Origin of the sequence: Streptosporangium sp. NPDC023825, from assembly GCF_040639575.1 — a bacterium.
In the GTDB taxonomy this organism is placed as follows: domain Bacteria; phylum Actinomycetota; class Actinomycetes; order Streptosporangiales; family Streptosporangiaceae; genus Streptosporangium.
Map to the genome: position 1 here is coordinate 36,952 of NZ_JBFAAE010000042.1, position 26,903 is coordinate 63,854.

General features: G+C 67.4%; 31 protein-coding genes. 8 read left to right on the forward strand and 23 right to left on the reverse strand.

Translation table 11 applies throughout. From position 1 onward, the window contains the following. Positions 1-26 precede the first annotated feature (26 nt). Positions 27-881 carry an NAD-dependent protein deacetylase gene (locus AB0G15_RS29415; protein WP_362845979.1) on the forward strand — a complete coding sequence of 285 codons (855 nt, stop codon included), beginning with the start codon at positions 27-29 and terminating at the stop codon, positions 879-881. Between the two features lie 174 nt (positions 882-1,055). Here AB0G15_RS29415 and AB0G15_RS29420 read toward each other — a convergent pair whose 3' ends face one another. After that, positions 1,056-1,907, reverse strand: a complete 852-nt coding sequence (locus AB0G15_RS29420) for a patatin-like phospholipase family protein (protein WP_362845981.1) — start codon at positions 1,905-1,907, stop codon at positions 1,056-1,058. 23 nt (positions 1,908-1,930) lie between these two features. Further along, positions 1,931-2,827, reverse strand: coding sequence for an alpha/beta fold hydrolase (locus tag AB0G15_RS29425; protein ID WP_362845983.1), 897 nt, complete (start codon positions 2,825-2,827; stop codon positions 1,931-1,933). 82 nt (positions 2,828-2,909) lie between these two features. Here AB0G15_RS29425 and AB0G15_RS29430 point away from each other — a divergent pair, with 82 nt between their 5' ends. Continuing rightward, a complete protein-coding gene (locus tag AB0G15_RS29430; RefSeq protein ID WP_362845985.1) occupies positions 2,910-3,503 on the forward strand; it encodes a TetR family transcriptional regulator in 594 nt (197 codons plus the stop codon). Between the two features lie 167 nt (positions 3,504-3,670). On the opposite strand, the gene AB0G15_RS29435 is transcribed toward AB0G15_RS29430, so the two are convergent. Both AB0G15_RS29435 and AB0G15_RS29440 read right to left on the reverse strand, forming a co-directional pair. Continuing rightward, positions 3,671-4,396 carry an HAD hydrolase-like protein gene (locus AB0G15_RS29435; RefSeq protein WP_362845987.1) on the reverse strand — a complete coding sequence of 242 codons (726 nt, stop codon included), beginning with the start codon at positions 4,394-4,396 and terminating at the stop codon, positions 3,671-3,673. Positions 4,397-4,641: 245 nt separating this feature from the next. Next, entirely contained in the window at positions 4,642-5,676 is a 1,035-nt protein-coding gene (locus AB0G15_RS29440) for an endonuclease/exonuclease/phosphatase family protein (protein WP_362845989.1), read from the reverse strand. A 105-nt stretch (positions 5,677-5,781) separates the two neighbouring features. Here AB0G15_RS29440 and AB0G15_RS29445 point away from each other — a divergent pair, with 105 nt between their 5' ends. After that, positions 5,782-6,633 carry a hypothetical protein gene (locus AB0G15_RS29445; RefSeq protein ID WP_362845991.1) on the forward strand — a complete coding sequence of 284 codons (852 nt, stop codon included), beginning with the start codon at positions 5,782-5,784 and terminating at the stop codon, positions 6,631-6,633. Positions 6,634-6,708: 75 nt separating this feature from the next. On the opposite strand, the gene AB0G15_RS29450 is transcribed toward AB0G15_RS29445, so the two are convergent. From AB0G15_RS29450 to AB0G15_RS29460, 3 genes are all read right to left on the reverse strand, one after another. Then, the gene (locus AB0G15_RS29450; RefSeq protein ID WP_362845993.1) at positions 6,709-7,167 is read right to left on the reverse strand and encodes a hypothetical protein; all 459 of its coding nucleotides are present in this window, start codon (positions 7,165-7,167) and stop codon (positions 6,709-6,711) included. A 113-nt stretch (positions 7,168-7,280) separates the two neighbouring features. Continuing rightward, positions 7,281-7,802 (reverse strand): NUDIX domain-containing protein, encoded by a 522-nt coding sequence (locus AB0G15_RS29455; protein WP_362845995.1) that lies wholly within the window; start codon positions 7,800-7,802, stop codon positions 7,281-7,283. Positions 7,803-7,920: 118 nt separating this feature from the next. After that, positions 7,921-8,358 carry a hypothetical protein gene (locus AB0G15_RS29460; RefSeq protein WP_362845997.1) on the reverse strand — a complete coding sequence of 146 codons (438 nt, stop codon included), beginning with the start codon at positions 8,356-8,358 and terminating at the stop codon, positions 7,921-7,923. Positions 8,359-8,572: 214 nt separating this feature from the next. Between AB0G15_RS29460 and AB0G15_RS29465 the strand changes: the two genes are divergently transcribed. Together AB0G15_RS29465 and AB0G15_RS29470 are read left to right on the forward strand one after the other, a co-directional pair. Next, a complete protein-coding gene (locus AB0G15_RS29465) occupies positions 8,573-11,032 on the forward strand; it encodes a hypothetical protein (protein WP_362845999.1) in 2,460 nt (819 codons plus the stop codon). A 200-nt stretch (positions 11,033-11,232) separates the two neighbouring features. Next, the gene (locus AB0G15_RS29470) at positions 11,233-11,901 is read left to right on the forward strand and encodes a TIGR03619 family F420-dependent LLM class oxidoreductase (protein ID WP_362846001.1); all 669 of its coding nucleotides are present in this window, start codon (positions 11,233-11,235) and stop codon (positions 11,899-11,901) included. A 157-nt stretch (positions 11,902-12,058) separates the two neighbouring features. Here AB0G15_RS29470 and AB0G15_RS29475 read toward each other — a convergent pair whose 3' ends face one another. Then, positions 12,059-12,424 (reverse strand): helix-turn-helix domain-containing protein, encoded by a 366-nt coding sequence (locus tag AB0G15_RS29475; protein ID WP_362846003.1) that lies wholly within the window; start codon positions 12,422-12,424, stop codon positions 12,059-12,061. A 97-nt stretch (positions 12,425-12,521) separates the two neighbouring features. Between AB0G15_RS29475 and AB0G15_RS29480 the strand changes: the two genes are divergently transcribed. Then, the gene (locus AB0G15_RS29480) at positions 12,522-12,929 is read left to right on the forward strand and encodes a DUF4440 domain-containing protein (RefSeq protein WP_362846005.1); all 408 of its coding nucleotides are present in this window, start codon (positions 12,522-12,524) and stop codon (positions 12,927-12,929) included. A gap of 229 nt (positions 12,930-13,158) precedes the next feature. On the opposite strand, the gene AB0G15_RS29485 is transcribed toward AB0G15_RS29480, so the two are convergent. The 4 genes from AB0G15_RS29485 to AB0G15_RS29500 all read right to left on the reverse strand — a co-directional run bounded on the left by AB0G15_RS29485 (position 13,159) and on the right by AB0G15_RS29500 (position 15,731). Further along, positions 13,159-13,458, reverse strand: coding sequence for a helix-turn-helix transcriptional regulator (locus tag AB0G15_RS29485; protein ID WP_362846007.1), 300 nt, complete (start codon positions 13,456-13,458; stop codon positions 13,159-13,161). Further along, positions 13,455-13,811 (reverse strand): type II toxin-antitoxin system RelE/ParE family toxin, encoded by a 357-nt coding sequence (locus AB0G15_RS29490; RefSeq protein WP_362846009.1) that lies wholly within the window; start codon positions 13,809-13,811, stop codon positions 13,455-13,457. Before AB0G15_RS29490 ends, AB0G15_RS29485 begins: the two co-directional genes overlap by 4 nt. Positions 13,812-14,025: 214 nt before the next feature. Then, positions 14,026-14,955, reverse strand: a complete 930-nt coding sequence (locus tag AB0G15_RS29495) for an ADP-ribosylglycohydrolase family protein (protein WP_362846011.1) — start codon at positions 14,953-14,955, stop codon at positions 14,026-14,028. A gap of 56 nt (positions 14,956-15,011) precedes the next feature. Further along, positions 15,012-15,731, reverse strand: a complete 720-nt coding sequence (locus tag AB0G15_RS29500) for a dihydrofolate reductase family protein (protein WP_362846013.1) — start codon at positions 15,729-15,731, stop codon at positions 15,012-15,014. A gap of 211 nt (positions 15,732-15,942) precedes the next feature. Between AB0G15_RS29500 and cpt the strand changes: the two genes are divergently transcribed. Continuing rightward, positions 15,943-16,476, forward strand: coding sequence for a chloramphenicol phosphotransferase CPT (cpt, locus tag AB0G15_RS29505; RefSeq protein ID WP_362846015.1), 534 nt, complete (start codon positions 15,943-15,945; stop codon positions 16,474-16,476). 163 nt (positions 16,477-16,639) lie between these two features. Here the strand turns inward: cpt and AB0G15_RS29510 are convergent, their stop codons facing one another. From AB0G15_RS29510 to AB0G15_RS29555, 10 genes are all read right to left on the reverse strand, one after another. Continuing rightward, positions 16,640-17,221: a hypothetical protein gene (locus tag AB0G15_RS29510; protein ID WP_362846017.1), complete on the reverse strand. Its 582-nt coding sequence runs from the start codon at positions 17,219-17,221 to the stop codon at positions 16,640-16,642. Between the two features lie 624 nt (positions 17,222-17,845). Beyond that, on the reverse strand, positions 17,846-18,151 hold the full coding sequence (locus AB0G15_RS29515) for a hypothetical protein (RefSeq protein ID WP_362846019.1): 306 nt from the start codon (positions 18,149-18,151) through the stop codon (positions 17,846-17,848). A 142-nt stretch (positions 18,152-18,293) separates the two neighbouring features. After that, on the reverse strand, positions 18,294-19,454 hold the full coding sequence (gene tgmC / locus AB0G15_RS29520; protein ID WP_362846021.1) for an ATP-grasp peptide maturase system methyltransferase: 1,161 nt from the start codon (positions 19,452-19,454) through the stop codon (positions 18,294-18,296). Next, a complete protein-coding gene (gene tgmB / locus AB0G15_RS29525) occupies positions 19,451-20,386 on the reverse strand; it encodes an ATP-grasp ribosomal peptide maturase (protein WP_362846023.1) in 936 nt (311 codons plus the stop codon). The genes tgmC and tgmB overlap by 4 nt, the downstream gene beginning before the upstream one ends. An 11-nt stretch (positions 20,387-20,397) precedes the next feature. Beyond that, positions 20,398-20,670 (reverse strand): putative ATP-grasp-modified RiPP, encoded by a 273-nt coding sequence (gene tgmA / locus AB0G15_RS29530; protein WP_362846025.1) that lies wholly within the window; start codon positions 20,668-20,670, stop codon positions 20,398-20,400. 199 nt (positions 20,671-20,869) lie between these two features. After that, a complete protein-coding gene (locus AB0G15_RS29535) occupies positions 20,870-21,721 on the reverse strand; it encodes a helix-turn-helix transcriptional regulator (RefSeq protein ID WP_362846027.1) in 852 nt (283 codons plus the stop codon). After that, positions 21,711-22,241, reverse strand: a complete 531-nt coding sequence (locus AB0G15_RS29540; protein ID WP_362846029.1) for a DUF6879 family protein — start codon at positions 22,239-22,241, stop codon at positions 21,711-21,713. Before AB0G15_RS29540 ends, AB0G15_RS29535 begins: the two co-directional genes overlap by 11 nt. Before the next feature lie 5 nt (positions 22,242-22,246). Then, positions 22,247-22,444, reverse strand: a complete 198-nt coding sequence (locus AB0G15_RS29545; protein WP_350915960.1) for a hypothetical protein — start codon at positions 22,442-22,444, stop codon at positions 22,247-22,249. A gap of 504 nt (positions 22,445-22,948) precedes the next feature. Continuing rightward, positions 22,949-23,689, reverse strand: coding sequence for an HNH endonuclease (locus AB0G15_RS29550; protein ID WP_362846031.1), 741 nt, complete (start codon positions 23,687-23,689; stop codon positions 22,949-22,951). A 360-nt stretch (positions 23,690-24,049) separates the two neighbouring features. Next, positions 24,050-24,310, reverse strand: a complete 261-nt coding sequence (locus AB0G15_RS29555) for a hypothetical protein (protein ID WP_362846033.1) — start codon at positions 24,308-24,310, stop codon at positions 24,050-24,052. A gap of 262 nt (positions 24,311-24,572) precedes the next feature. On the opposite strand from AB0G15_RS29555, the gene AB0G15_RS29560 reads away from it, so the two are divergent. Continuing rightward, entirely contained in the window at positions 24,573-25,007 is a 435-nt protein-coding gene (locus AB0G15_RS29560) for a very short patch repair endonuclease (protein ID WP_362846035.1), read from the forward strand. Here AB0G15_RS29560 and AB0G15_RS29565 read toward each other — a convergent pair. Continuing rightward, a complete protein-coding gene (locus tag AB0G15_RS29565) occupies positions 25,004-26,884 on the reverse strand; it encodes a DNA cytosine methyltransferase (protein WP_362846037.1) in 1,881 nt (626 codons plus the stop codon). The two genes, AB0G15_RS29560 and AB0G15_RS29565, sit on opposite strands and share 4 nt — an antisense overlap. Positions 26,885-26,903 lie beyond the last annotated feature (19 nt).

The window sequence follows — 26,903 nt, forward strand, 5'->3', positions numbered from 1 at the left end:
CCGTGCGGGTGGGGCAGCATGGAGGGGTGAGCGAGGGTACGAGCACGCTGGCGGAACTGCTGGCCGAGGGCGGCGTCCTGGTGCTGAGCGGCGCCGGGATATCGACGGAGTCGGGGATCCCCGACTATCGGGGACCGGGCGGCACCCTGACCCGGCACACTCCCATGACCTACCAGGCGTTCGTCGGCGATCCGGTGGCCAGGCGGCGCTACTGGGCCCGCAGCTACATCGGGTGGCGGGCGATGACCCGGGCCACGCCGAACAGCGGTCACCACGCCGTCGCGTCCCTGCAGCGGCGGGGGCTGGTGTCCGGCATCGTGACGCAGAACGTCGACGGCCTGCACCAGGCGGGCGGCGCCGGGGCGGTCATCGAGCTGCACGGCAGCCTGCGGGACGTGGTCTGCCTGGGCTGCGGCCACACCAGCCCGCGCGAGGAGCTGGACCACCGCCTGACCCAGGCGAACCCGCGGTTCGGCGCCCGGCCCACCGCGATCAACCCTGACGGTGACGTCGAGCTGCGGGACGAGGAGATCGACGCGTTCCAGATGGTCGGGTGCCGGGCGTGCGAGGAAGGGATCCTGAAGCCCGACGTCGTCTTCTTCGGAGAGACCGTCCCCGCGGAGCGGGTGCGCGAGTGCTACGCGCTCGTGGAGGGGGCGCGCCTGCTCCTGGTCCTCGGCTCGTCCCTGACGGTGATGTCGGGCCGCCGGTTCGTGCTGCACGCCGCGAAGCTCGGCATCCCCGTGGCGATCGTGAACCAGGGCCCGACCCGGGGCGACGGCTACGCGGCCCTCACCATCGACGCCCCCCTGGGCACGGTCCTCCCGGAACTGGTCCGCCTCATCGACACCGGGGCGGTGTCCACCGGCTCGCCGCACTGATCCGCCGGACGAGCGCGACCCGTACGACGGCACCGGCGCGACGAGGTCCGGGGTCGCGTTCCGTCCGGCACGTCGAGCCCCTCGCCCCGCCGGAGGCGGACCTTGGCCCGGTCCCGCAGGTGGTTCTCGTCGATGCCCGCGGGCCGGCGACGATCTCGCCGGGAGCCGTTGGGGTCAGGGGTTCCAGAGGCGGGCTATCCGGGGTGCCACCCGGGCGGCCTGGACGCGGCCCGCCCGGGCGGCGGGGGCACGGCGGGCCGGGTCCAGCATGCCGCCGAGACCTCTGCCGACGACCTTCTTCCACGCCTCCGGCTCGGGCTCGATCAGCGCCGCCTCGGAGCCCGGACCCAGCTCGGCGATCTGCTCCGCCACTCCCTTCATGACGCCGCCGCCGCGTGTCACGGGCGCGAGCACGACGACGCGGTCGTAGCCGGCGGCCAGGTCGACGTTGCCCGGGGAACACATGCCGCCGTCGATGTACCACCGGCCGCCGACGGTGGCCGGCGGGCGGGTGCCCGGTCCCGCGGTACTGGCCGCGACGCAGTCCACCAGGTCCGCTCCGCTTCCGGCCTCGAACGTGACCCGCTCGCCGGTCACGGCGTCCACAGCGGTGATCATCAGCGGCCGATCCGGCCACTCGCGTGTCCCGCCGAGCCACCGGGCGATCTCCGCCCGGCGTTCGGCCTCCGGCGCGGTCCTGGCGGCCAGGGCGATCCTGCCCATGCGGGTGCCGAACTCGGCGGTGGTCCTCGACCGGCTCAGCGCCCAGACAAGGCGTACCAGGCCGAACGCCGAGGTCCTGGGAGCATGCTCGCCGTCCGGTGGCGCGAGCTGCCCGCCGTACAGGTGCTCGACACCGACGCCGGCGGCGAGCCGCGCGCCCACCACGGCCCCGGCGGACGTGCCGATCACCAGATCGGCCTCGCCCAGGTCGACACCGTGCTCGGCCAGACCGGCCAGGACGCCGATCTCCCACGCGATGCCGACGATCCCGCCACTACCCAGCACCAGTGCTCTGCCCGCCATCGTCTCTCCTCCCCGTCCCCTGCTCAGACCTGGTCCGCAGTACGGTCGACGAAGCCGAGAACGCGGTCGGTGACCAGGTCGGGTGCCTCCAACGGGATCGCGTGGCCGATGCCGGGCACGATCTCCGCGTGGCGCAGCGGCAGGAACCGCCGGGCACGGGCGAGGGCCCGGGCGGGCCGCATCAACGTGGTGCGCGCCGCGAGGAGGAGCTGCGTGGGCACGGTCACGCGACGGAGCTCGTCGTCGGTGAACCGCCGCGAGGGGCTGCGGTGCGGGCGGAAGGCGTGGGCGCCGAGCAGAACGGGATCCATGATCTCGGAGCGCTCGACCAGGGCGTGCACGGCCAGAAGGCGGGCTAGCGCGGGTCGCCAGGACGCGGGCGCCCGCATCGCGAACACCGCCGCGAACAGGCTGAGGAGGAACCGAGCGGGCACCTTCTCCAGGCCGCCGGGGTCGAGCAGCGTGACGGAGGCGAGCCGCTCCGGCCGGTGGACGGCCTGGTTGAGCACGAGCCAGCCGCCGTAGGAGAGGCCGACCAGATGCGCGCGGGTCAGGTCGAGACCGGCGAGGACCTCCGACATCCAGGCCGCGGCGTCGCCGGAGCCGGTCACGGGCCTGCGCTGCACGCTGCCGCCGGGGTCGTCGATCGTGTCGATCGCGTAGACCGGACGGTGCCTTCCGAGTTCGACCACCTGGTGGTACCAGGTGGAGGCGTTGGCACCGTGTCCGTGGAGCAACACGATCGGCTCTCCCGCCACCGGCCCGCAGCGGTAGACCCGGGTGGTTCCGAACCCGGTCTCCACGTCGATCGTGTCGTGGGGCGGCCACAGTGTCATCGCGGTGTCGTAGGCGGTCCGGAACTCCCGTTCCGCCGCCTCGCTGGTGAAGTGCCCGACCTGAGCGCGGGTGCCGCCGTCCATGATCTGCCCCTTATTAAGTTGGTACAGACGTATAGGGTACGGTTGTACCAACTAATCGAGGCCCTGTCCATGGAGAGGTCGCATGAGCCGCGCCGACAACCGCGAGAGCCGACGCAACGACATCGCCGAGGCGCTCCTGCGGGTGATGGGCACGCGCGGGCTGCACGCCGTCACGATGCGCGCCGTCGCCGCCGAGGCGGGCGTCTCGCTCCACCTGGTGCAGCACTATTTCGACACCAAGGAGCAGCTCACGCTCTTCGCGCTGCGGCGGCTCGCGGAGCAGATGGCGGAGCGGCTGAAGGCGAAGCTGGCCGGGAGGCACCGGCCGCGCGAGGTGCTGGAGGTCATCCTCACCGAGTCGATCCCGGCCGACGAACGCAGCCGGACCTTCCACCTCGCCTACACGTCCTACGCGGTGCTGGCCGTCACCGACGAGGCACTGGCCGCGCACCCCTTCCTGGCCGCACCGGACGCGATGGAGTCGTTCGTGGCCGGCCGGCTCGCCCAGGCACAGGACGACGGCGACATGGCGGCGGACCTCGACCCCCGTACGGAGGCGATCGTGCTGCTGGCCACCGCCGCCGGACTGGGCATCGCCGTGCTGGCCGGGCAGCGCGACGCGGAGAGCGCCCTGGCGGTGCTGCGCGGGCGGCTCGCCCGGCTCATCCCCGCGTGACCCCGGCTTGACCCCGCGTAGCTCCGGCTCGTCCCGTACAGGACTGGCCGGTTCCCCCACCGGTTCCCCGGACGGGAGACCGAACCGCGCAGGCCCCTCGGAAGCAGGCCGGTGGCCGGTGGTGCGGGCCGTTACGGCCGTCCAGGTCTGGTTACGGCTGTCTTGGTCTAACGGTCGCCGCTCGCCCGGTCCGGCACGCCCAGCACGGACCGTACGACGGTGTCGGTGTCGGCGAGGTCCTCCAGCACCAGCTCGGGTCCGGCCTCGCCCAGGACGCTCGCGTCGTTGAAGCCGGTGGCCACCGCGATCACCCTCGCCCCGCCCTCGTGGCCGGCGCGGACGTCGTTCGGCGTGTCACCGATCAGCACGGTGTTGCGTGCGGTGAAGGGCTCCCCGTACTTGCCGGCGGCGCGCCGCTGCGCGAGGGCCACCAGCGCGGCGCGGTCCTCGTGGTCGGTGCCGTACGCGCCCACCTCGAAGTCCACGAAGCCCTCCAGCCCGAACACGGTGAGCTTGCCGACCGAGACCGGCTCGGTGTTGCCGGTGAGCACCGACTGCACCACGTCCCGGCGTTCCGCCAGCGCCGCGAGCACCTCACGTGCCCCCGACAGTGCCCGGCCGCGCTCCCGCATGACGGCCTCGCGTACGACGAACGCCTCGGCGAGGGCGACGTAGAAGGAGTCGAGGAGCCGGTCCGACACCTCGACGTCGTGCGCCTGGAGGATCTCGGTGATGATCGCCCGCTCGGTCCGCCCAGCCACCTGCACCGAGTGCTCCAGCCGGCGGCCGGTGGTGGCGTGCAACGCGTGGTCATAGGTGTCGGCGGTGACACCGCCGGCGTCGATCAGCGTGTGGTCGATGTCCCACAGCACGAGCGTTCTCGGGGAGCTCACCGCCCGAGCATAACCAAGCCCGGATCGCCGGGTCTTGACGGCCCGGCCTCCCGGAAGGGCACGGATCCCGCCACCTGCGGGGCCGGAGCCCGAGGCGAACGGAGCGAACAGAGCGAACGGCATGAACCGCATGAACGGAGCGAAAAGTACGAACAGCTCGAACGACATCGACACGGCCGACGCGGGCGCCAGAGGCCGACGCGGGCGCCAGAGGCCGACCCGGGCGTCAGAGGTCGACCCGGGCGTCAGAGGTCGACCCGGGCCATGAGCGGCAGGTGGTCGCTGCCGGTGGCGGGCAGGGTCCACGCGGCGACGGGGATCGCCGTACGGGTCATGACGTGGTCGATCCGGGCGAGGGGGAGGGCGGCGGGCCAGCTGAAACCGAACCCCCTCCGCGTCGAGGCCAGCCGGGAGGTGAGCGGGGCCAGGCCGCGGTCGTCGAGGGTGCCGTTGAGGTCGCCCAGCAGGATGATCCTGTCCAGCTTCTCCGAGGCGACGGCCGCCCCCAGTTTGGCGGCGCTCTCGTCCCTGCGGCCGGACCCGAAACCGTCCGGCGGCCGGATGCGGATCGAGGGCAGGTGGGCGACGTACACGGCCACGTCCCCGTGCGGCGTCCGCGCGGTGACCCGCAGCCCGCGGTTCCAGTCGGGCCCGACGCCCGCGGGCCTGATGTCCACCGGCCGCGGGTCCGCCAGGGGATACCTGGACCAGAGGCCGACGGTGCCCGCGGCCGCGCGATGGGGGTGGCCGGACGCTAGGGCGTTCTCGTAGACGGGCCGGACGGCAGGCGTCAGCTCCTCCAGGGCGACGAGGTCGGCCCCGGCCCGTACCAGGGCCAGCGCGGTCCCCTCGTGGTCGGGGTTCTCCTCGCCGACGTTGTGCTGGAGCACGGTCAGGTCGCCCGCCGCCGCCCGGTCGGCGGGCAGCATCCGCCCGCCGAAGACCACGGCCCAGACCACCGCGGGCAGCACCAGGGACACCGCCGCGAGGGCCGAGCGGCGCAGCAGCGCCAGACCCAGCAGCACCGGAACGGCCATGCCCGCCCAGGGCAGGAAGGTCTCCAGCAGGCTGCCGAGATTGCCCACGGTGTTGGGCACCACGGCGGGGAATGCCAGAACCCCCGCCACCAGCACGCCGGCCGACGCGAGAACCCACCCGCGCGGCCGTGACTTCGAAGGCCCGCCGGACCTTCCGTCCGGCGCTTCCCGTCCCCACGCCCGGCGCCCGGCACGACGGGCGCCCTTCCCCTCGCCGCCGGTCTTCCGATCTTCGACGCTCATACACCCGACCGTACGATCATCGCGGCCCGGCCGGGCTCCCTCTCGCGGAACGGGCATTCGGCCGAGTAGCCCCCAAGCCTGCCAGGGCACCCCAATAATCTTCGGATGCCGCGATTACTCCTGACGCTCCTGATGGTGACCCTGCTCCTCAGCGGCGGCCACCTCCTCGTCGGACAGATCACCTTCGATGACCACGCCATCCGCGCCGTCTGGACCTGGCGGACCAGCGGCGCGGCGGAGATCTGGCGTGACGGCTTCGTCCCGACGGAGGGCCTGAGCAAGATGCGGCACGACGTGGAAAAGCAGATCTCGAGTGACGAGGAGTACGGCTTCGCCGTGGCCGGCCCGCTCCCCGCCACCCCCGAGGAGGCGCGGATCCGCTGGGACGACGGCTCCACCATGCGGGTCCCCGTGATCGGCGCACGCCAGGCGCTGATCGAACTGTCCCCCTACGAGATGGAGGCCTCCGCCCGGGACGACCGGGCGTACAAGATGACCGCCGCCACCTTCACGACCATGCGCCTGCGGACCCTGCGCGGCATGGCCACCGTCCCGGCGTGGCGGCTGTCCTTCGCGAACCTGCCCGGCCCGATCGACCACCTCGCGGTCGACCGGGCCACGCTCGGCACCGTCGAGGACGCGGTCGGCAACCACCTGTCCCCCGATGTCGAAGGCTTCGAGGTGCTCGACGAGCGCACGCTGCGGGTGAGCTACGACTACGGCATCTGCCTCGGCGAAAAGAGGCCAACCGTGCACCTGCGGACCGACGAGCGGCCCGACGTCGTGGTCCTCGGAATCGAGATCCGCGAGCGCAGAATCGGCCTGTGCACGGGTGTCGGCGCGTCCGGCGAGGGCGTCGTCCGGCTCCGGGAACCGCTGGGCGACCGGGTGGTGCTCGACGCGAAGAGCCGCCTTCCCGTCTGCCTTCGCTGGTCGGGCTCCTGCCACGCCGGGTGACCCGGGGCGCGTCCTGGCACCGGCCGCCACCATCCGGCCCGCCCTCGTCACCGATCGAACGCGGGACCCACTCGTCTAGGAGGTCGACAGCCGCCCGGCGAGCCGCTCCAGGCCCTGCCTGATCATCTGCCCGTACCCGTCGTCACCGAGTGCGCCAACGGCGGCACGCCCGCGTTCGAGGTGGTCGCGCGCCCGGTCGAGGTCGCCGAGCCTGCGGTAGGCGTCACCCAGGTTGAGGTGCAGGGAAGGGTAGAAACCGCTCACTGGACCGGCGACCCCCGCCTGCCGAGCCCGCTCGTCGGTCACCAGGTCGGCCGCCTCCAGGGCGCGCAGGTCCCAGAGCAGTTCTTCCTGCACCTCGTCCTGGACATCGGCCATCGAGTGAGCGAGAGCGCACCGGTGCAGGGGGTCGCCCGTCACACCGATCTCCTCCCACAGCTCGGAGAACAGCTTCCGAGCGGCCTCTCGCTCACCCCGCCGGCCCAGCTCGACACCTTGGCCGATCCTGGCCATCGTCACATCGGGCTCGGTCATCCGGTCTCCTCGACAATCCTCAGCAAAAGATCTACAGTGCTCGGCGACTGTAACGACCACCACCGACACAAAACCGGACCGACCGTGCCGGCATCGACGTCGGGGCGCGAGCCTCAGCCACCCCCGGTCAGGCCACCCGGCGGTCCCTGGGCTTCCGCCGCTTCCCTCGCCGGTGGATCGACGTCGAACAGGCGACCCACCAGTGCGCCCTGACCGGCCTGGAGGACGTGGGCGGTCTCCAGCGGGATCCAGAAGCACTCGAAACGGGTTGGTTCTCCCTCCCCGTCATGGTCCTCCTGGCTGTTCCACCGCTCCGGAGCGTCCCCGGTCAGCTCCAGGTGGAAGAAATGGCGACGCTGGACCTCGAACCGGTACGGGGTGATGTCGTACTTGGTCGTGCCGAGTTTCCGCACGATCTCTAACTCGGGCAGGCCCGTCTCCTCCCGCGCCTCGCGCAGCGCCGCCGCCTCGGGCGTCTCACCGGGTTTGACGGTCCCGGCGGGAACCTGGATCCCGACCTCCTCGTAGCTCTCGTCGACATGCCGGAACACGAGCAGCCGCCCGTCGCGTACGACGTAGCACAGCACCTTCTCGGTGTTCACCTTCACCAACACGTCGTCGCCCTTCCCGCTCACTCACGTCACCCTTCTTCCTCGTCGGCCGTCGATTCAGACCAACCGGTTCCGGCTCGGCCCGTCCAGGTCGCCGAGCCAGACGGGCCGATGCCCTGACGAGTTCCAGAGGTATCGGTTCTCATGCCATCGGCCCGGCAGCGGCCCGGTCGTCGCTCATCGCGGTGAAGACGGTCAGAATCGACGCGACGACTTTGATCTCCATCGGGCCGACCAGCCTCAGCACAGCCAGTTCGGGTAACCCCCGGTGGCGTCGGACGACGACCCCGTCAGGCCACGGACGCGGTGGTTTCGGAAGGTACAGCACCGAAATCTCGTCGACGAAGCAGCTCGAGGATTCCGGAGGCTTGCTGATCGACAGGTGATACAGGCTCTCCAGCGAGATGGTGACGTCCGGCCATTCCGGACCCCGCCTGAGTCCGATCTCCAGCGCGTCGCAGCCGTTGACGATGTCGAACGACATCCGGTGAACGAAATAGCCCTCACACGATGCCAGCGCCATGCCGGCGTTGCGGCACACGTTTTCGAAACGCGTGGTCGCACCTGGTTCCCCTGACATGACTCGATCCCGTCTTTCTCACTTGGCGAAAGCACTGCCCTCCTGACGGCGCCTCTGGAACGGGAGCCCGCGGCTGTCCTGAACCCCGCCCCGCCCATTCTCTTCCAGCCAGTGCCGTCCCCATTCGGTTACGCGTTCTCCAACGGACCGTACTGAAAGTGGTTCACCATGAAGGCTTGAGTCGTCCGGCGTGCCGAATCACATGAGGTGAGCTATGTGGCGCAAGATCACATTGGCCGTCGCCGTCCTGTTGACGGCGGCCGGCGTCGCGGTCGGAGCCCAATCCGTGGAACCTCCGGCGCCAGAGCCGACCGATACAACTGACTATTCAGACCAGGAGGCCGATAAATCCGCCGGCGGTGAGAAGTGGCCACGATCCGTGCGGACAGAGGTCGCGGTCCGGTTCCTTCCCGGCAACAAGGCGGAAGTACGAGTCGAGCACGTCGCGACGCTCAAGGCCGCAGATCCGATCTTCATTGACACGCGAACGGTCGACGACGTGGGAAGCAGCCCGGCTGACCTGTTCTCCAGCGTGGCCACCGTGACCGTACATGTGTGGAACAGCGCGGTCAGGATCGGGACCATCGCCGACTACAGAGCTCCCGAGGTGACCCTTCCCGTAGGCGGCGCTGAAGGTACCCTCCGCCTGATCGGTTACTTCGGTCTCGAACGCTCATCAGCGCTCCTCGATCAGATCTCGGTGCTCCTCGGCCCTGGCCAACCGTCGAAGTGGGACGGCCCGCTGCTCCAGGAACTGGACTCGCATTCCGTCCGGTTCAGTGTCACCGGCGGTGCCGTCCTCGGCTTCCACAATGAAATCCTGCCGACCGGTCAGGATCGGCAAAATGCCGTCTACGATCAGGCGCCCGACGACGGTATTTTCATCACCATGCTCCGAGACGGAGCGGAGGAGATCGGCAATGGGGCCCCACGCCCGCGGCGAGGGCTGTATCCGGTCGTCTTCATCGCCATATGGGTGGTCCTGCTGGTATCCCTGTGGCGAACCATGCGACCCGCGGTCAGAGGAATCGCCATCGCGGCGATGCTTCTCACACTGACATCCGGAGTGCTGCTCGACGGACATGACAGCGTGGAGAAAGCACTGGGAGCGGCTTTCCTCCTCGGCGTCCTGCCGATCGGAGCGGTCGTCACAGCCCGGTTGTCCCGAGGCGTGCGACCGTGGTCTCCTCGCGACACGGCCCTCTCACTGGCGGGCGCCGTGGCCCTGCTCGGAGTCACACAGATGTGGATGGACGGGCACATCGTCTGGTGGCGGGCCCTTGCGGCTCTGGCCGCCCTGCTCACCGTTGGTGTCTTCACCTTGCGTCGCTGGGGCATCCTGGCGGCATCGGCCTGCGCGCTCCTGCTGGCGACCGAGATCTACGCCTGGATCTGGAGTTTCGAACACGGATACGCCATGCGTTCCGAGAGTGCCGAATTATTTCAGACGTTCGTCACGCTCGTGATTTTCGGAATACTCTGGGCCCCGCTCTCCTTCGCCGTCGCGGGAATCGCGGGGACGGCACTCCCTTATTTCTCCACCAGAATGCTCGCACTGCTGAGCGGTGTGGCCTTCCTGTCCTTGGCGAATTTCGTGGACCCCGATTCGAGGGGGAGCAGTGGCCCTCTTGGTATCCCAGGAACCAACTACTTCACCGAGGGCTTCGGCTCGCTTTCCCTGGTGCTCCTGTTGTACGGGACCGCCGCCTTCTTGTGGTCTCGGGGCGGCAGTGGCACAAACCTCACCGAGCGCTCGGTGCAGGCGGCCGGGCTGACCTACTGCGTTGTGATCCTCACTCCACTCGTCTACTCCGAGATCGCCGTAGTCGGTTTGGCGGTCGCGATCCCGGTCTGCGCCTGGCTTCAGTGGCCCGCGCGCACGCGGCGAGCCGCTCGGCTCGCGGGGGTGTCCTCACCGGTATACACGCGGGTGATGCGGTTGGAGTCACAGCGACGCATGCTCGTCGCCGCCGCCCGGATTCTGAGCCGGGAGGCCCCCGGCAAACTGGCCGCGGGGGAGATCACGCCCGCGGAAGTCGCGGAGCGCATGCGCGGGCTCGAACCACACCGGTCTCGCGGAGGCCCTACCCACATATCGGTCGGGTCGGCAGCGGAAGGTTCGTCCGCGGGTTTCACCCCCCGGCAGAACGCGGCGTCCGCGCTCGGGATCGGTCTGCTGGTCAATCTGCCGCTGGCAGGCTACTACCTGTATTCGCTCGGGCCAGACTGGATAAACGAGTTCCTGGCCATCCAACTGGTACGCGAACTCCTCTGGGTCCTGCAACCGGCGTTGATGGCCTTCGTGTTCGGCTATTTCTATCCGGCATTGCGCGGTCGCGGACCGTTCGAGAAAGCGGCTGCCCTGTTCCTCACGACAATTCCCATATATCTGGTGGAACTCTGGGGAAGCCTCATCACCTCGAACATCCCGGGAGCCCTGCCCTGGTTCGCCATCCGGACAGGCAACTTGGCGGTCACCTGCCTGACCCTCGGTCTGTACTGGGAGCACAGGATGCTCCAGGCGGCTGGGCTCACCCGGAGCGAGGCCCGCCAAGATCTGTGGCGCCAGTCCTTGGCTCCCGCGGCGACCGCCATTCTGATCGCGGCGATCACCACCGCGGTCACCGTGACGACCAGTGCGTCACTGGCCGTTTGGCTGCCCCGGCCTCGTTAGATCACGTCCTCACAGCCGGCGGACATCGATCGTCGTGGTCATCAAAGGATGCTCGCGGGTCCGCCTGGAGGTTGCGGAACTTCTGGCTTTCGGTCAACGCCGGGCCACCGATGTCGATGGTTCCGGCGTCGGCGTTCATCCAGAAGGCCACGGCTGGACCTGCGGCGCCCCATCCGGCCCGATCGTCGCCAGACGTGCCAGTGGACGCTCGACCAGTCCTGCTCGGGACGGGTGTGCTGCTGCCGTACCACCATCCGGTGATCCTCGCCAAGCGCCTGGCGACCATCGACGTGCTGTCCAAGGGGCGGATGCGGCTGCTGACCGTGGGGCTCGGCGCCCTGCCCGGTGAGGCCAGGGCGGTGGGGGTCGACTTCGGCACCCGCGGGCGTCGCGCCGACGAGGCGATCGACGTGATGCGGCTGCTCTGGGCCGGTGGCGAAGAGGGTGTCAGCTTCGACGGGGAGTTCTTCGCCTTCGACGAACTGTGCCAGTTCCCGAAGCCCTACGGAGTCACCCACCTGCCGATCCACGTCGGCGGATCGAGCCGGGCGGCCGCACGCCGCGCCGGACGACGCGGCGACGGCTACTTCCCGGGTGGCGCGCTCACCCCGGACGAGCGCGCCCTCCAGATGGACCTCGCCCGGGCCGCCGCCGTCGAGGCCGGCCGCGACCCGGAAACGCTGGAGTACACGCGATCGGGGGCGATCGACATGACCGTCGACCAGGTCGACGCGTTCGCCGCGCAAGGCGTGACCCGCATCGTCGTGAGTGCCACCGCCACCGAACCGGAACAGCAACGCGAGGAACTGTCCGCGTTCGCCCAGCGGTTCGCCCTCCTCGACACCGCCGAGGCGGGGATGCGCACCTGACGCCTGCCGCACCGTTCCGCAGGGACGACCGACCTGCTGCCACGGCAGCCCCCTGCAAAAGATCGACAACGCTCGGCGACCGCAACGACCATCACCGACACGAACCCGGACCGACCCTGCCGAAGACGTCCGGCCGAAGCCTGGCGATTCACGTATCTCACGGTCGTCGCCCCGCACCCCAGTCCCACATCGCCTGGAGGACGGGGCCGAGGTCACGCCCGCGGGAGGTGAGGCTGTAGCGCACCCGGGGTGGCCAGCCGGGCCGGCGGTGGCGGTCGAGCACACCGACCTCGGTCAGATGCGCCAGCCGATCGGACAGCACCTTGTCCGACAGCGCGGGCAGCGCCTGGCGAAGTTCGCTGAACGTACGGTCGCCCCGCAGCAGTTCACGAATGAGCAGGGTCGTCCAGCGCCCGTGCAGGGCCGCCAGAGTGATCTCCACCGGGCATGACGGGGTGGGTTGGGTGACACTCGCGCGAGGGTCGTCGGGCAGGCCCGGGAAACCAACCGTTTGGTGAGCCACGAAGGCGCCTCCTAGCGTTGCCGCGTCTGACTGATTTCTACCCGACCGCGGTTTCTACCCGACCGTGGTCTCCACCCGACTGAAAGGAAACAGGTCGATGATGCGACAGCTGGCCGAACGCCCCGAGGACGTGCCCGCGGTCTTCGCCGAGCGCTTCAACCACGGTGACGCGGAGGCGGTGGCGGAGGTCTACGAGAGTGGAGCCGTGTTCGTCCCGGAGCCGGGCTCAGCGCTGACCGGACAGCAGATCGACGCCGCCAACGGCCGGTTCCTGGCCCTGGGCCTGCCGATCGCCGTCCGGCCACGACACGTCTACACCACGGGCGACCTCGCCCTCCTGATCGTCGACTGGGTCATCGACGGCACGTCCCGCGACGGCCGGCCCGTGCACATCCAGGGCACTGCGACCGACGTCGCCCGACGCGGGCAGGACGGGTACTGGAGGTACGCCATCGACAACCCCTTCGGCGTACGGGCGGAAAGCGACGGCCAGGAAAGTCACTGACGGTCGTCGCCGGTCGTTCTCCCCGCCAGACGGCGTGCGAGATCGACCAGTTCCGGCGGGCGCAGCACCCGCTCGCCGGAGCCCGGGAGGGATATGCGACGGTCCGGCAGATCCACTCCTCACGCTCCGGCGGCGACTTCGCCAGACGCACACCGTCTGCGTGTCATCGGTGGCCTCACCGGCGCCCTCCCTGCCGCGGCCACCACCGCCCTGGACGCGCAGCACCGGTTCAGGCAGCGGGAACCCGAGGTGTCAGACGGACCTCGACATCCGCGTCCAACGCGCGCGCCAGGCGCTCCAGCACCGGCAACGTGGGGATGGTTCCCCCCGCCTCGAACCGCGCCACCGCCGACTGGGTCATGCCGGCCGCGCGAGCCAGATCGTTCTGGCTCCACCCTCGCCCCTCACGCATGGCCCGGACCGTCTTGCCCAGCTCATGGGCGAGACGCGTGGCCTCATAAGCCTCAGCCGCACCCGGCTCGGCCATCCGGCGATCTCTGAGCTCCTGCCAGTTCTCTCGCTCACTCATATCGCTTCTTCCTCCTCGTCGAGAGTGTGCGCCAGTCGGACACAGCGACGCATGGCCCGGCGAGCCCGCTCAATCTCACGATCGTCACGCGTCCGCGTTTTATGGAACACGGTCAAGAGCACGATCCGGCGGTAAGGCGCGATCCAATAGGTGATACGCATGGCGAACTCGTCGAGGTGAAACCGGAGCTCGCGAAGTTTCCCGTCAAGCTGCTTCGTGTACGGCTCCCCCAGGAGGGGTCCCTCCTCCGCCAGGAGATCGACATAGAAAGCCACCCTCGCGAACGACGCCGCAGAGAGATCTTCAAGCCACTTCCGAACCTCTGGTTCCAGTTCTACGGTACCCCAGCTCATAGCGTCGATGCTATGAGCCACAGGTCCATCACACTCTGCTTTCACTCGAACACGATGACGCGCGAAGGCACCTGGCGTCCGGGATCGCACTGCCCGGCAACGACTTCTGACCACTGGGCGGGAGCGGCCGCGGTTCAACCACTTCAGCGGAGACGGCGACTGGGCCGAGGACAGTACGAAGAACCCGAACGGTGCATGGGTGGCCGCCGTACGTTCACCCCGCCAGGCGGCGTGCGAGATCGACCAGTTCCGGCAGGCGCAGCACCCGCTCGCCGGAGCCCGGGAGGGGGACGTGCAGTGGTCCGGTCCAGCGTTCGGGGATCGCGCCGAATCCGTAGACCGCACCCGCGAGGCCGCCGGTGACCGCGGCGACGGTGTCGGTGTCACCGCCCAGGTCGATCGCGGCGCGTACCGCGTCCTCGTAACCGGACGTCGTACGCAACGCCCAGACCGCCGAGCCGAGGCAGGGCCAGACGGCACCGTTGAACTCGGTGGCCTCACCGGGATGCCACCGAGGCGCGAGAACCGTGGAGTATCGCTCGCGCTGGTCGGGATCGACGAGGGCGAGGCTGTCCGGGAGAGCAGCGACGGGATCGCCGCCCTCCAGCGCCACGCGCAGCAGGTCGTGGAAGACGGCCGTTCCCTCCCAGGCCGCGGGGTCTCCGTGGGTGAGCGCGGCGATACGGCGGGCGGCGTCCATGGTGGCGCCCTGTCCGTGACCGGCGAAGTACACCGCGGAGGTGGTGGCCCGCATCAGCGAGCCGTTCCCGGCGGCGCGGTGGTTGGTCCGGAAGTGGGTGGCGGCCGCGCGGTCCCAGGGCATGCCGTTGGTCAGGACGTCCTCGGTCTGCAGCCCGATGTCCTTGGGTTCGCAGGCCGCCCACCGCTGAAAGCGGGCGAAGATGTCCGGCAGGTCCAGCCCTCCACGCTCCAGCAGCGACTCCGCCAGATGCACGGCCATCTGCGTGTCATCGGTGGCCTCACCCGCGTCCCAGCCACCGCCACCGCACATCTCGTCGTCCTGGCCGGGAACGGGAAACCGGGCGGAGAACACCCCGGCGAGCCCGAACTCGAAAGGCGCGCCCAACGCGTCGCCCACCGCGGATCCCACGACGGCGCCGACGGCCCGCCGAGTACGGTTCATCCCGGCAGCCTATGACCACCGGTACGCCGGGAAGGCGCGCCGATCGATCAGGAGGGTTACGGGGCGTTCACCCCGCTGCCCCTACCGCGGTCGTCGAGGACGAGGGCGGCCCGCCCGTTGACGGTGTAGCGGATGTGCGTGACCTCGGGGGTGTGGATCACCCTGGTGGGCGTGAGCTCGATCGCCTCCTTCTCCGCGAGGTCGAGACCGAGGCCCGCGCCGAGGTCGGCGTCGAGCAGGCGCATCCCCCTGCCGAGCACGGTCGGGACGATATGCAGTTCCAGTTCGTCCAGCAGACCGGCCTGGATGACCTGGCGCAGCAGGGTGCCCCCTCCGGCGACCGCCACGTTCTTGCCCCCCGCGGCGGCGCGTGCCTGCTCCACGGCACTGGCGATGCCGTCGGTCACGTAGGTGAAGCTCGTCCCGCCCTTGCGCACCAGGGTCTCGCGGGGGCGGTGGGTCACGACGAACACCGGCGCGCGAAACGGCGGCTCGTCACCCCAGGGGACCTCGCCTCCGTCCGCCATGTTCCGCCCCATGACGTAGGCCCCGGCGGCCTCGAACGTCTCGGCCATGATGTCGGAGTTGACGTCCCGTTCGCCGCCCGCGAAGCCCTGCCGTTCACGCCAGGCCGCGGCGTCGATCACCCACCGGGTGACCCGGAAGAAGCCCGCGGCCTCCGCCGACTCCAGCCAGTCCCTCGCCTCGCCGCTGTGTCGCGGGCCGGCGTAGTGGCCGTCGAGTGAGACCGACATCTGTGCCGTCACCTTTGTCATGTCGCTTCGCTCCTGTTCCGGCAGCCCCCGAATGGGGCCCGCTCGGTAGGGAGTCGGAGCCGCGGACCGGATCTCTACCTGCCCGCGCCGAAATCTTGACGCCACCGGACGCCCCGGCCTCGCGGCGGCAACGTTCACCGGGTCGTGACGGCGAGGCGGGGTCGACCGAAATCCGCTTTGGGCCGTGTGGAAGAGGTTCTACTGTGGCGGGGTGGCGACTCAAGTGATCATCATCAACGGTGGTTCCAGCTCGGGGAAGTCCGGGATCGTACGGTGCCTGCAGGCCGTTCTTCCCGATCCGTGGCTGGCGTTCGGCGTGGACTCGCTCGTCGACGCGATGCCCGCGCGGATGCGTGCGTCGGACGAGGGGCTCGAGATCGGGGCCGACGGCGGAGTGAGCGTCGGGGCGGACTTCATGGCGCTGCAGGCGGCCTGGATGCGGGGCGTCGCGGCCACGGCCCGTGCCGGCGCCAGGGTCATCGTCGACGACGTCTTCCTCGGTGGAGCCTCGTCCCAGCGGCGGTGGCGGAAGGTTCTGGGCGAGCTGGACGTGCTGTGGGTCGGCGTGAGATGTGAGGCCGCGGTCGCCGCGGGCCGCGAGGTCGCACGTGGAGACCGGGTCCAGGGCATGGCCGCGTCGCAGGCGGACGTGGTTCACGACGGCGTGGTTTACGGCGTGGAGGTGGACACGACGCATACCGAGTCCCTGGCGTGCGCGCGGGCCATCGCCGCCCGCGTCAGCTGATCGGTGAATCGGCTCCCGGTGTCCGGACGGGGCGTGGGCAGGCCGGGCGGCAGTGCGGTGTTTCCCAGAGAAACCACTCCCGTAACCGGGGAGATGCCCGAGTTCTGAGCGCGCCCGCGTGGCACCGGTCGCGTTCGCCGACGGACAAAGGCGGAGCGAGTTGTCAGGCTGCCCTGGGATTCGCCTTTTCGATGTGCTCGACAGCGAGAGCGGCCATTCGGCGGGCCGTTTTCTGGACCTGTTCCCCTTCCTTGGTGCCGTCCGTCCCGTAGACGGAGTAACCGATTTTGATCGTCACGTTCCCCGCACGGACGAACACCTCGTACCCCGACGGCACTCTGATCTCCACTGCCTCGTCCCCGATGTCAGGAACCTTGGTGACCTTCACGAAATGGTCCTTGGCATGGGCGATCCGCTTGTCCAGCCGGACCGCGGCGGCCTCCCGCCCAGAGCTCCGGGAAGTCGCGGTATACAGCTCGTACTTCACATCCAGTTGTATGTTGGCGCCTATATCGCTCGAAGCCCAACTTGCCCAACTGCTGTTGGGCATGTGCAGCTCGGCCCGCTTGCTCACGAAGCGGTTCAGTCGGTCGATCCTCTGGTCCCCGCCGGTAAGGAGGGCCTCGCTTCGGGAAAGCACGGTGTACGGGTCGTCACGACCCTGGTACGCGGGCATGAGGAAAGACCATGCGGCCCACCCGCCGGCGGCCAGGACGACCAGAGCGACCAGAGCGACGACGAGCATGAGTTTTCCCCGCCGCTTGGTCCGCCCCGCGGCATGTGTCACGACTCTCTCGTGCTGTTCAGCCCTCACGGCGTGGCTCCGTTCTCCTGGAGCCGCACAGGCCCCAGCGCAGGAAGGCTACTTGCGGCCGCCCCCTGTTTTCTTATATGGACATATCAAAACTAACGCGTCCACAGGGCGCCCTGCCGGTATACATCGGCATTCTCCGAGCTCGCCAAGCCGGCGGTGCCCGTCCGCCCGATTCGCTGAGCGTTTGTAACCGTTGTGGGGCAGACCCCAGCATTTGAGCGATGCCACAGGATAGACCTCTATTACACCGGTGCCGCTGCGATCGACCGGCTGCCCCTGCCGGGCAAGGCCGGCGAGGCCCTCTTTGGCAGGGGCAGGCGAGACATCGGGAGGAAGTACCCTTCAGAGCTGCGTGTAGGGCGAGACAGGACTGTTGACGATCGTGCCCTTGACGATTGCCGACCTGGGTGTCGGCGTGCGTGATGATGGAAGCGTGGGTTCAGCGCCGAAGCCGGACAAGCCTCGGGCCGAGCGGCCCAAGCGGCGTAGGTTCAGCGCCGGGTACAAGCCGGCCATCGTGGCCGAGGTCGGCTGATCGACGCATCGGTTCTCGGCTCAGCCGACGTACTCGTGCAGCAGCACGATCCACCCTTCCCCCTCGCCGCTCCACAGCAGGCGAGGCGTGGGAAGACCGGGTGGCAGGACGGCACCCGTCTCTCGCTCTCGCGCGTACAGTGACGCGGCCGGGCTGTCGACGGGAACGGCCTTGAGGAAAGCGATCCTGTGGTCATCGGTGTACAGGCGGGCGGTGAGCCCCGGCATGAACCCCGTGGTCACGGGTTCGGTCTTGAGGACGTGACCGATCCGGGCCTGGACGGCGTCGCGTACGCCTCCGGGAAGATCGCTCCACTGCGGTCTCACGGTCCGCTCTCCTTTGGGTCGTCGGCGTAAACGGCGTGGCATCGGTCGCGTTCGCCAGATGTCATTCCCAGATGACGGTGATGGGGCGGTGAGGGCGGTTCAGGACGAACCGGCCTGCGGCGAGATCTCGCGGCCGGGAAGTTCATATGGGCAGGTCCCAGCTCGGCCCGCCGGGGTCGCCCAGCCAGACACGCTGACGCTCCCCGCTCACGGTGAGCCCGTACGCCGACTGGTGCGGAGATCCCGCGTCCTGCCAGACCAGGACGGCGTCCTCCACCGCGTCCCACAGCCGCAGCGGGCCGTGCTGGCGAACCGTCCACCCGCCCGCCGGGTCGGGCCGGGTGGTGGCCTGCGAACCGGTGGCCACGTCCAGCAGGACGACTTTCTCCCCACCCCCCAGCTTCACCGCCGACGGCGCGGCCAGTTGCGCCGCGAACAGCCCGGCCGGACCGTCCAGGACACGCGGGTCCACCCGGCTGCTCCTGCCGTCGCCGATCCCGAGAAGGGGAGAGGACATCGGGGGCGGGCCGTGGGGGCGGGCGGTCATGAAGTAGACGTCGTCCTCCAGGAACCGCCCGACGGCCGTGCCGTCGCCGGCAAGGGTGAGGTGCGCGAACGCCACCCCACCCATCCACCCGGAAAGGGGAGCGGTGATCGTGCCTCCGTCGCGGACCTGCCACATCCAGGGAATCGGGATGTAGCGGACCGAACAGGTGGCGATCAGCCGGTCGTACTCGGCGTTCCCCTCGTACCCCGCGAGACCGTCGCCGACCACGAGCGTGGGCGCGTACCCGGCGTCGGCGAGCGCGTCGCGGGCCCGCCCGGCCACGACCCTGTCGTACTCGATCGAGGTCACGGCCCTGTCGCCGAGCCGGTGACACATCAGCGCCGTGGAGTAGCCGGTTCCGGTGCCGATCTCCAGCACCTTCTCGCCGTCGGAGATCCTCGCGGCCTCCAGCATCCGTACGACCAGGCCGGGCATCGTCGACGACGACGTGGGCGCCCCGCAGGCGAGACCGCGCGTCTCCTCGACCATCACGCCGTCGATTTGCGTCACCCATGTCTCGTCGCGGTAGACCAGCCTCAGCCATTCGTCCCCGGTCATCTCCTCCCGGCGTGCCACCTCCCACCGGTCGCCGTACTCGGTGGCCCCGGCGATCGCCGAGCCGAGAAACGGCTCTCGCGCCACCGACTGGACCGCGTCCCTCCACGCCGGGTCGTTCAGGCGTCCGGTTCGGGTGAGCCGGTCGGCGAGGTCACGGCGGAGCCGGGCCGCCAGAACGGGCGTGCCATGGGTGATCACGGTTGTCCCTCCAGGAGCAGGTCGGCGAGAGCTGCGGCGATCGGCAGGCCGGTGGCGTCTTCCAACCACCCCCACTGCCCGTTGGGGTTGCACTCAAGGAAAACCGGAGCACCGTCGGCGGTGAGCGCGAAGTCGAACGCACCGAAGCGCAGGCCGAGGTGTTCGACGTACGCGAGACAGCTCTCGGCGAGACCGGGCGGAGGCTCGACCACCGTGTACGAGAGGCGGTCGTAGTCCTGCCGCCAGTCGAGCAGGCCGGAGTCGATCCGGACGCAGAACACATGTTCTCCGACCACGGTCACCCGCAGATCGGCCACCTTGTCGACGCGTGTCTGGAACAGGTGCGCGGCGCGACCGACGGTGCCGTCCAGGTCACCGGGTTCGACCGGGGTCGTCCATATGACGGTGGGCTCGTCGCCAGGACCGGTGTACGGGGTCACCCGCAGCGGTTTGTAGACGATCGGACCGTGTTCTGTCGCGAACGCGCGGACGTCGTCCACTCGATTGGTGATCAGGGTGGTAGGCACGTCGAAGCCGATCCGTCGCGCGGTGGCGAGCTGGAGGGGCTTATGCTCAGCCGCGGTGATCGCCCACGGGTGGCTGACGTACTGACAGGGCAGGGAGGCGAGAACCCCACCGACCCCGAAGCGGGCCTGTGTGGCGGTGAACCGCTCGACCTGGGACGGGCTTTCCCGCAGGTACGGTGTGGGCCGCCGGTGGTAGACGGACCGTACCCGCTCCAGGACGATCTCCCGGGAGCGAGTGGTCAGGACACCGCGCGGTGGGAATCCTCCGAACCACGCCGACAGTCCGGCGTCGGCGGGGAATTCCACTCCCGGATCGAACCGGGCGACACGAGCGTCACGCTCGTTCAGACGATCGATGACCATGTCCGCCGTCGGATCGTCCAGACAGGTGAGCACCAGGATCACGCGGACGGCCCTCAGTCGGCGTCGTAGTCGGTGACCGTGGTCTGGTCCGAGGGCTGAGGAGCCGAACCGTCGCCCCCTCCCCCCGTCCTCTGCGACCTGCTGGTCTGCTTGTTGGTGCCGTGCTTGCCCGCTTCGATGATCCGGCCGGTCGTCGCGTCGCGGCGGACACCGGTCTGGGTGATCGGATCGAGCTCGACTCCGTACAGGGCGGCGGGTGCGGCTTCCGCCGACGCGAACAGGACCGCTCGCATGAGGCCCCACGGTTGTCCGAGCAGGTTGTCCATGGCTGCGCCCTTTCCTCAACGTGGTGTGAAAGGTGATGCCCCGATCCACGCGGTGCCGGGATGTCCTGGAGGTCAGCGCCAGACCCCAGACCCGACTGTCCTGGAGGGCATGTTCCGACGGTAGGAACCCGCTCACAGTGGGTCAACAGGATTGCTCCAGATTGCTCGAAAACCAGAGCGCGCCGGAGACCTGGAGCCGTCAGTCGCGAGATTCGGTTTCGGCATGCAGGTCATCGAGCACCCGCGCGATGACCTCACGAGCCTCGCGGCCGTAGCGGGCGATACCGGCCAGGGAATCGAAGATCTTCACATAGATCTCGATCTCACTGGGCTGGGTGAGGGTGAGCTCCGCGGCGAAAGTCTCGACGAGCACGGTGTGAACTTCCAGGATGTGGAACCCGTGCAAGGGGGTGGCCGCGTACGACTCCCGCAGCGGGATGACACCGAGTCTCAGCCTGGGCAGCGACGTCGCGACGGACAGGCGGTCCAACTGCTCCATCAGGATCTCGCGAGGCGCCGTTCCGTAGCGCAGCGCCGCCTCGGTCATCACGATGTGAACGTTCGCTTCGTACAGGACGTCCTGGCGCTTGATCCGCGCCTTGATCCCCTCTTCGATGTCGTCGCGCGCCCCCCAGATGTCCACCGATCGCCTGAACCGCTCTCGCATGTACGGAGGAATCTGGAGCAGACCAGGAATGACGGAACACTGGAACGACCGGATCCGCCCGGCTCCGGATTCGAGCCGGCCGATCTCCTGCTGACGCGCCCTGACCCCGTCCCGGATCCGGCGGCGCCATTCCACATACTTCGACTCCAGGGAACGAAGCTCCGCGACGAGGTCGGGCTCCCTCTCCCTGGCATTCGCGATCTCCAGCCAGACCCGGATGTCCTGGTCGGTGGGAGTCTGCCTGCCCAGCTCGATCTTGCTGACCTTGGACGCCTGCCACCCGGCCTGACCTGCGAGACTTCTGCCGCTCAGACCGGCGTCCAGCCGGACCTCTCGCAGCTTGAAACCCAGTGCTTCGCGTGCCTGGCGGATGTCACTCGACACGCTTCACGAATTCCTCGCGGGACACCGACAGTTTCCGGGCCAGATCGAACCATCCGCGGTGCTCGGCCACGATGTCGGGATCGTCGATCAGCTCGGCGCCCAGCATCGACCCGTCCTTGTCGTCGAAGTGCAGGACGGCCGACAAGGAACGGTCGAAGCACCACACGTCGAGCCGCGGGATACCTGCTCCGAGCGCGGTGTCGCGGTCCAGGTATCGGATGTCCTCCCCCGCCTCGTTGTTGGCCATGGCTCCATGCAACCCGAAACGGGCGTAATCCGACAGCGGGAGGGAGACGACCCGGACCCTCTGGAAGTGTCGCCCTTCCGACGCGGCCTGGCGGACCGAGTGGAGCCACGGTCTGTTCGCCCATTCCGGATCGGGATTCCCCTCCAGGAACCGGCGCAGCGGCTCCCGCTCGACCGGCGAGTTGTAGCGGTCGCGCGTCTCCAGACGCTGGGCGGTGGACCGGAACGAGGCGAACAACTCCTGGAAGCGGTCACCTCTGAGGAGTTCCGTCACCCTTGCTACTCCTTCGGGATGAACGTGAGCATCTCGCGGGGAATCTCGACGATAGCCTCTCCCAGCCCGAGGTTGACGGCGTCCCCGAGCGCCTGGGGGTCGAGGATGAGCTTGCCCTGGATGGCCACCGTGCCACTGGAGGTCTCGTAGGCAGCGGGACAGTCACCGTTCTCGGAGGACGTGCCAAGGAACCGCAGACGCATGTGCATGATCCTTCCCAGAGATTGCTACAGATGGCTAGCAACGTCGACTTTGAGGGCCGTGACGGACCACGTCAAGGCTCCTCGCAGGTTAGGCCTCTATAGACACTCACCCGGAGAATGCTCAGAGTCGTACACAGAGCCCCTCAAAGACGCGCTTGACCGCGTACGCGACCCAGGAGACGCTGACGGCATGGATCCGGCGGGGCAATCCGGTGGTTTGGAACGGGTTCCGGCTCCCAAGAAGCGGCGCTGGGTGTGCGGCCAACCCGCTGTGTGCGGAGCGAAATCATTCGGCGGGCGCCGCAAAGTCCGAAATCATTGTGGCCCCTCACATGCACTAAGCTCTCCCGCTCGCCCATGCGGTGACGTACTCATGCGCGCTCCGCCTCGGCGGTGCGGGTACGGAAATCGCGCCCTTCCATCGGGCTAAACAAGGCCTTGTGGAGACGGGTAATACGGGTGGACAGAACTTCAAGTGACATTAACGTACGGCCGCTTGACCTTCTACTCAGAGAGGTGGCGGTCCTTGGCTGCGGAGCGCATCGTAAGGCGAAGTTCCTCCGGGGTAAGCCAGGATCTTCCCTGAGGGTGCTTGCGGTGACACATTCGGTGGCAGTTCGCACACAACAGGATCAGATCTTCCAAAGCAGTCCTGGTCTTACCGGAAGCATGCAAGGGAAGGCGGTGGTGAACCTCGATGTAGCCCTTACCCAGTTCACCGTATGTCTCTTCGAACCCAAAATTACATATTTGACATTCGAGAGACTGGCCGGAACCAAGAACCGCACTGATCTTTCTTTCGCGAAGCCCTCGACTACGCTCTCGAGCCACGTGCAACCGAACCAACAGTTGGCCCTCCATTGCGGAGAACTCTTCTTCGACCGGTGACAGATTTTCCAGATCACCAGAGAGTACGCTTTCCCGGATAGCGCGCGCGGCGGCACGCATTTCGTCTGGATGCTCCAGGAATTCGGCGATTACCTCCCGATCAAGCTTCCCGCCCTTCGTACGTGAACCTTTGTACCCCGGATGCCATGTCGCAATATCCGTACTCTTTCGACTTACGCTGCCCTGGCTACGAAACTCCTCGCCTCGCACCGAGGGATCATGTATGGGCATGTCTCGTAGAATCCCGGAAAGTTCGACTACTCTTGGATCACCTACTCGCAATTCGTTCCAGTCGTTTTCCTCGACAAGCGCGCAGGCAAGAATGAGTTCGTCTCGCGACCATTTGGGACTTTTCATAACACAACTATAGACAACAAATAGTCAGACAGAAACCATCATGAGAGTATCTGTCATGTTTTGTCCGCAAATTTCCGTATAGGTGATACGCAGGACGCCTCACAGGAGATGGGATCGCTACCAAACTGAAACTCGGGGCGAGACCGAAGCGAGACCTCTGGATCATCTGGGTCGCTGAGCGGCGGCTCGGCGGAGCAGTCAACATTGCGCCAGACTTTTCCTGTGGTCTGTACTGCCAGGCGCCTTCCTCCTCCTTGGCATACCGTACCCAGGTGCAGCAGATGTCCAGGACCGGTGAGGAGTCAGCCTCGACAACAAAAGAGATGCCCATGAAAGCAGGACGCGACATGGGGTTCAGGTTCAGAGAGGGCAATGCGCCATCCGCAACCAAACGACCAGAAACAGTGATCTCGGATGTCCCTTGTCATCTGCCTCAGAGTCGTCCTGACCAGCCAGCTCCTCCTCCGCGTCGAGGTCGAACGAGGAGGTCTCCGGCGCCAGAACGCCAACGGTGTTACTTGTCCAGGGGTCTGGTTCGGCGAACATCGTCTCTGCTGGGACGCCGCGTGGCCCCAGCACCTCCGCTACGAAGGTCTTCCACCAGGCTGTCTCATCGCCCACCAGAGCAACCTCTTTCGTGTTCACAGAAGTCCAGGAGTGCAGGTTTCGGGCTCACATATCGGATTAGACTATCATTTCCTACCCATGTTGGCGCTAAGTAAAAATTTTCATATTTTAGACCCTATTGGATATTTAGGCTACGAATGCCTTAAGTGTTTTACATATTCGAATTTCGAGCGGAGTAGTCACAGGGTGAGGACGAGGAACTCAAACTCAGAGATCGTTCCGACAGTGTGGCATCGCTCCTCGAGGTGCTCCTGAGATGAGCAGACCATCATGGGTGGCAACGGAGAAGGGAAGCCATCTCCGAGGCAGGCGCACGCGGAACACGAAGCCCGAGATGGAGCTACGGCGTGCGGTCCACGCGTTGGGGCTCCGATTCCGTCTTCACCGCCAAGTGGTGTCCCGCTGCACTCCCGACTTCGTGCTTCCCCGCTGGAAGCTGGCAGTCTTCGTCGATGGGTGCTTCTGGCACGGATGCCCTGACCATTCCCCTGCCCAGTTCAAAGGACCGAATGCACAGAAGTGGCGTACGAAGATTGACACGAACCAGGCACGGGATCGGCGGAACAATCTACTACTGGCCGAAGCCGGATGGCAGGTGCTTCGCATCTGGGAGTGTGCGATCAGGAAGGACGCAGAACTTGCGGCTCGCGAAGTGGAGCATGCTGCCAAGGAGAGGGGCGACCTCGATTAACAGAGAGTCAGGGCTCCAGGGCGTTCCTTCTTTGAAAAATCACACCATTCCGTCAACGGACAACCTCCGCAGTAGGGCTCTTCCGGAAGGCAGGTGGTCATTCCCAGAAGCCGTAGAGCTGCCATACGAAGTGCCGCATCATCCCCACTGCCTACGAGTCGCGCCAAGTCGACCCGGCCATCAGTAAGACGATTGGTCTTGTGCGAGTCGGTGCCAACCACTCTGGCCGCGACCCTTAGGGAGACCTGCGACGTGAGCATGACGTCGTGATTGCAGAGGAGAGTAAGAAGATTCCCCTCTGCCGGCATCAGGTTAAGCTCTTCAGCAAGGTCTGCGGGGTTCTTCCACACGTTGTGCTTACGCGTGAGCTCTGGCAGAGAAGCGAGACGTCGTGCGCTCTTGGCGTCAAGCGCCTGGACAACCTCGCGGTAATTCTTGAGTGTGAGCTTGCTCAGGCCCTTAAGTGGTTCCAGTGCCTTCCCCATTCCCCGTGGTTCTGCGCGGGTGGAGGCGAGCATTGCTACGACGATGGCGACAGCGGGTGTTACAGCAGGGCCTGGAAGATTGAACCAGTGGGCGCCACCCTGCTGCTGCTTGGCCCACGAAGTCAGATGTTCCCGGAAGAGAAGCCACCGGCTCCGGGAAGAACCCTGACCGTGCTCTGTAGGGGCCGGTAGAAGCACAGTTGCTGCTGCCTTGCCAAGTTGCGGAGGTACAGCGTTACCAATCTGCCGGAAGGCGTCGCTTCGGCTGCCCGAGAAACGGAAGTGGTCTGGGAAGGTCTGAATGCGTGCAGCTTCCCGTACGGTGATCGTCCTGTGCTGCGCGGGATGGATGTACCAGTAGCCGTCCTTGGCGATGTGGGCGGTAATGGACCTGCTCAGGTCCTCCCAGTCCAGTCTTTTATACTTATCGTCGAAGGTGTCGGCTTTGTAACGCCTGTATTCCGCGGGAATCGACGAATACAGGGTCTTGTGATCCATCATCTTAAAAACCGTGAGGTCGTCAGGACGGACCGGACGAGTCATGTGATCCCAAACGATCCCGCTGTGTTCTTCTTCCCGCATGCGGAGAGCGAACAACGAAGGCTCGACCGATTCGGGATAGGCGAGGCAGCGAGCGCCTGTTGGGTCATCCTCGGGAAGCACAGGAAGGTCGCCGATTGCTTCACGAACAGTGACCTTGGGCTGCTCCTCCGGCCAGATAAATTCGTCCCTGTCATTCCTGGCTAGGACGATGAGCCGTTTCCGATGCTGGGGGACTCCATGCTTCCACGCATCAACCAGTCGAACATCCGTGTGGTAGCCGACTTTCTCTAACTGCTCGACGATTTCACGGACAACACGGAAGTCGTCTCCCAGAGCCATGTCGGGAACGTTCTCCATGAGAACGGCCCGCGGCCTGACTTCAAGAACGATTTCCAGGAAAGCCCGCCACAGTTCCTTACGGGGATCATTGGGGTCACGCCCAGCGGTCTCAACCAGGCTGCGGATTTTACTCCGGCCTGCTCGGCTGAACGGCTGACAGGGAGGGCCACCTGCGACGAGGTCGATGGTTGTCTGCTTGAGGAGGGCTACAAGCCGAGCACGCCCGTCGGCATCAGCCAGGTCGGTATCAAGGGCCAAGCCAGGAAAGTTGGCCCGGTGTGTCTCCAGGGCGCGAACATCATGGTCGACCGAAGCAACAACAGTCCACCCCGCCTGCTTCAAGCCAAGGCTGAGCCCTCCTGCACCCGAGAAGAGATCAACAGCGAGCTTCTCTTTGGAATCACGCTTCCTACCGCACCATTCCGCGAAGGTTTCCTCAGTGCACGCGTCCGAAGGGTCAGGGAGACGGAGGATGTCACTGCGATGCAGCTTCACTCCGTAGAACGACACCTGGCCTCCTTGTGGCGAG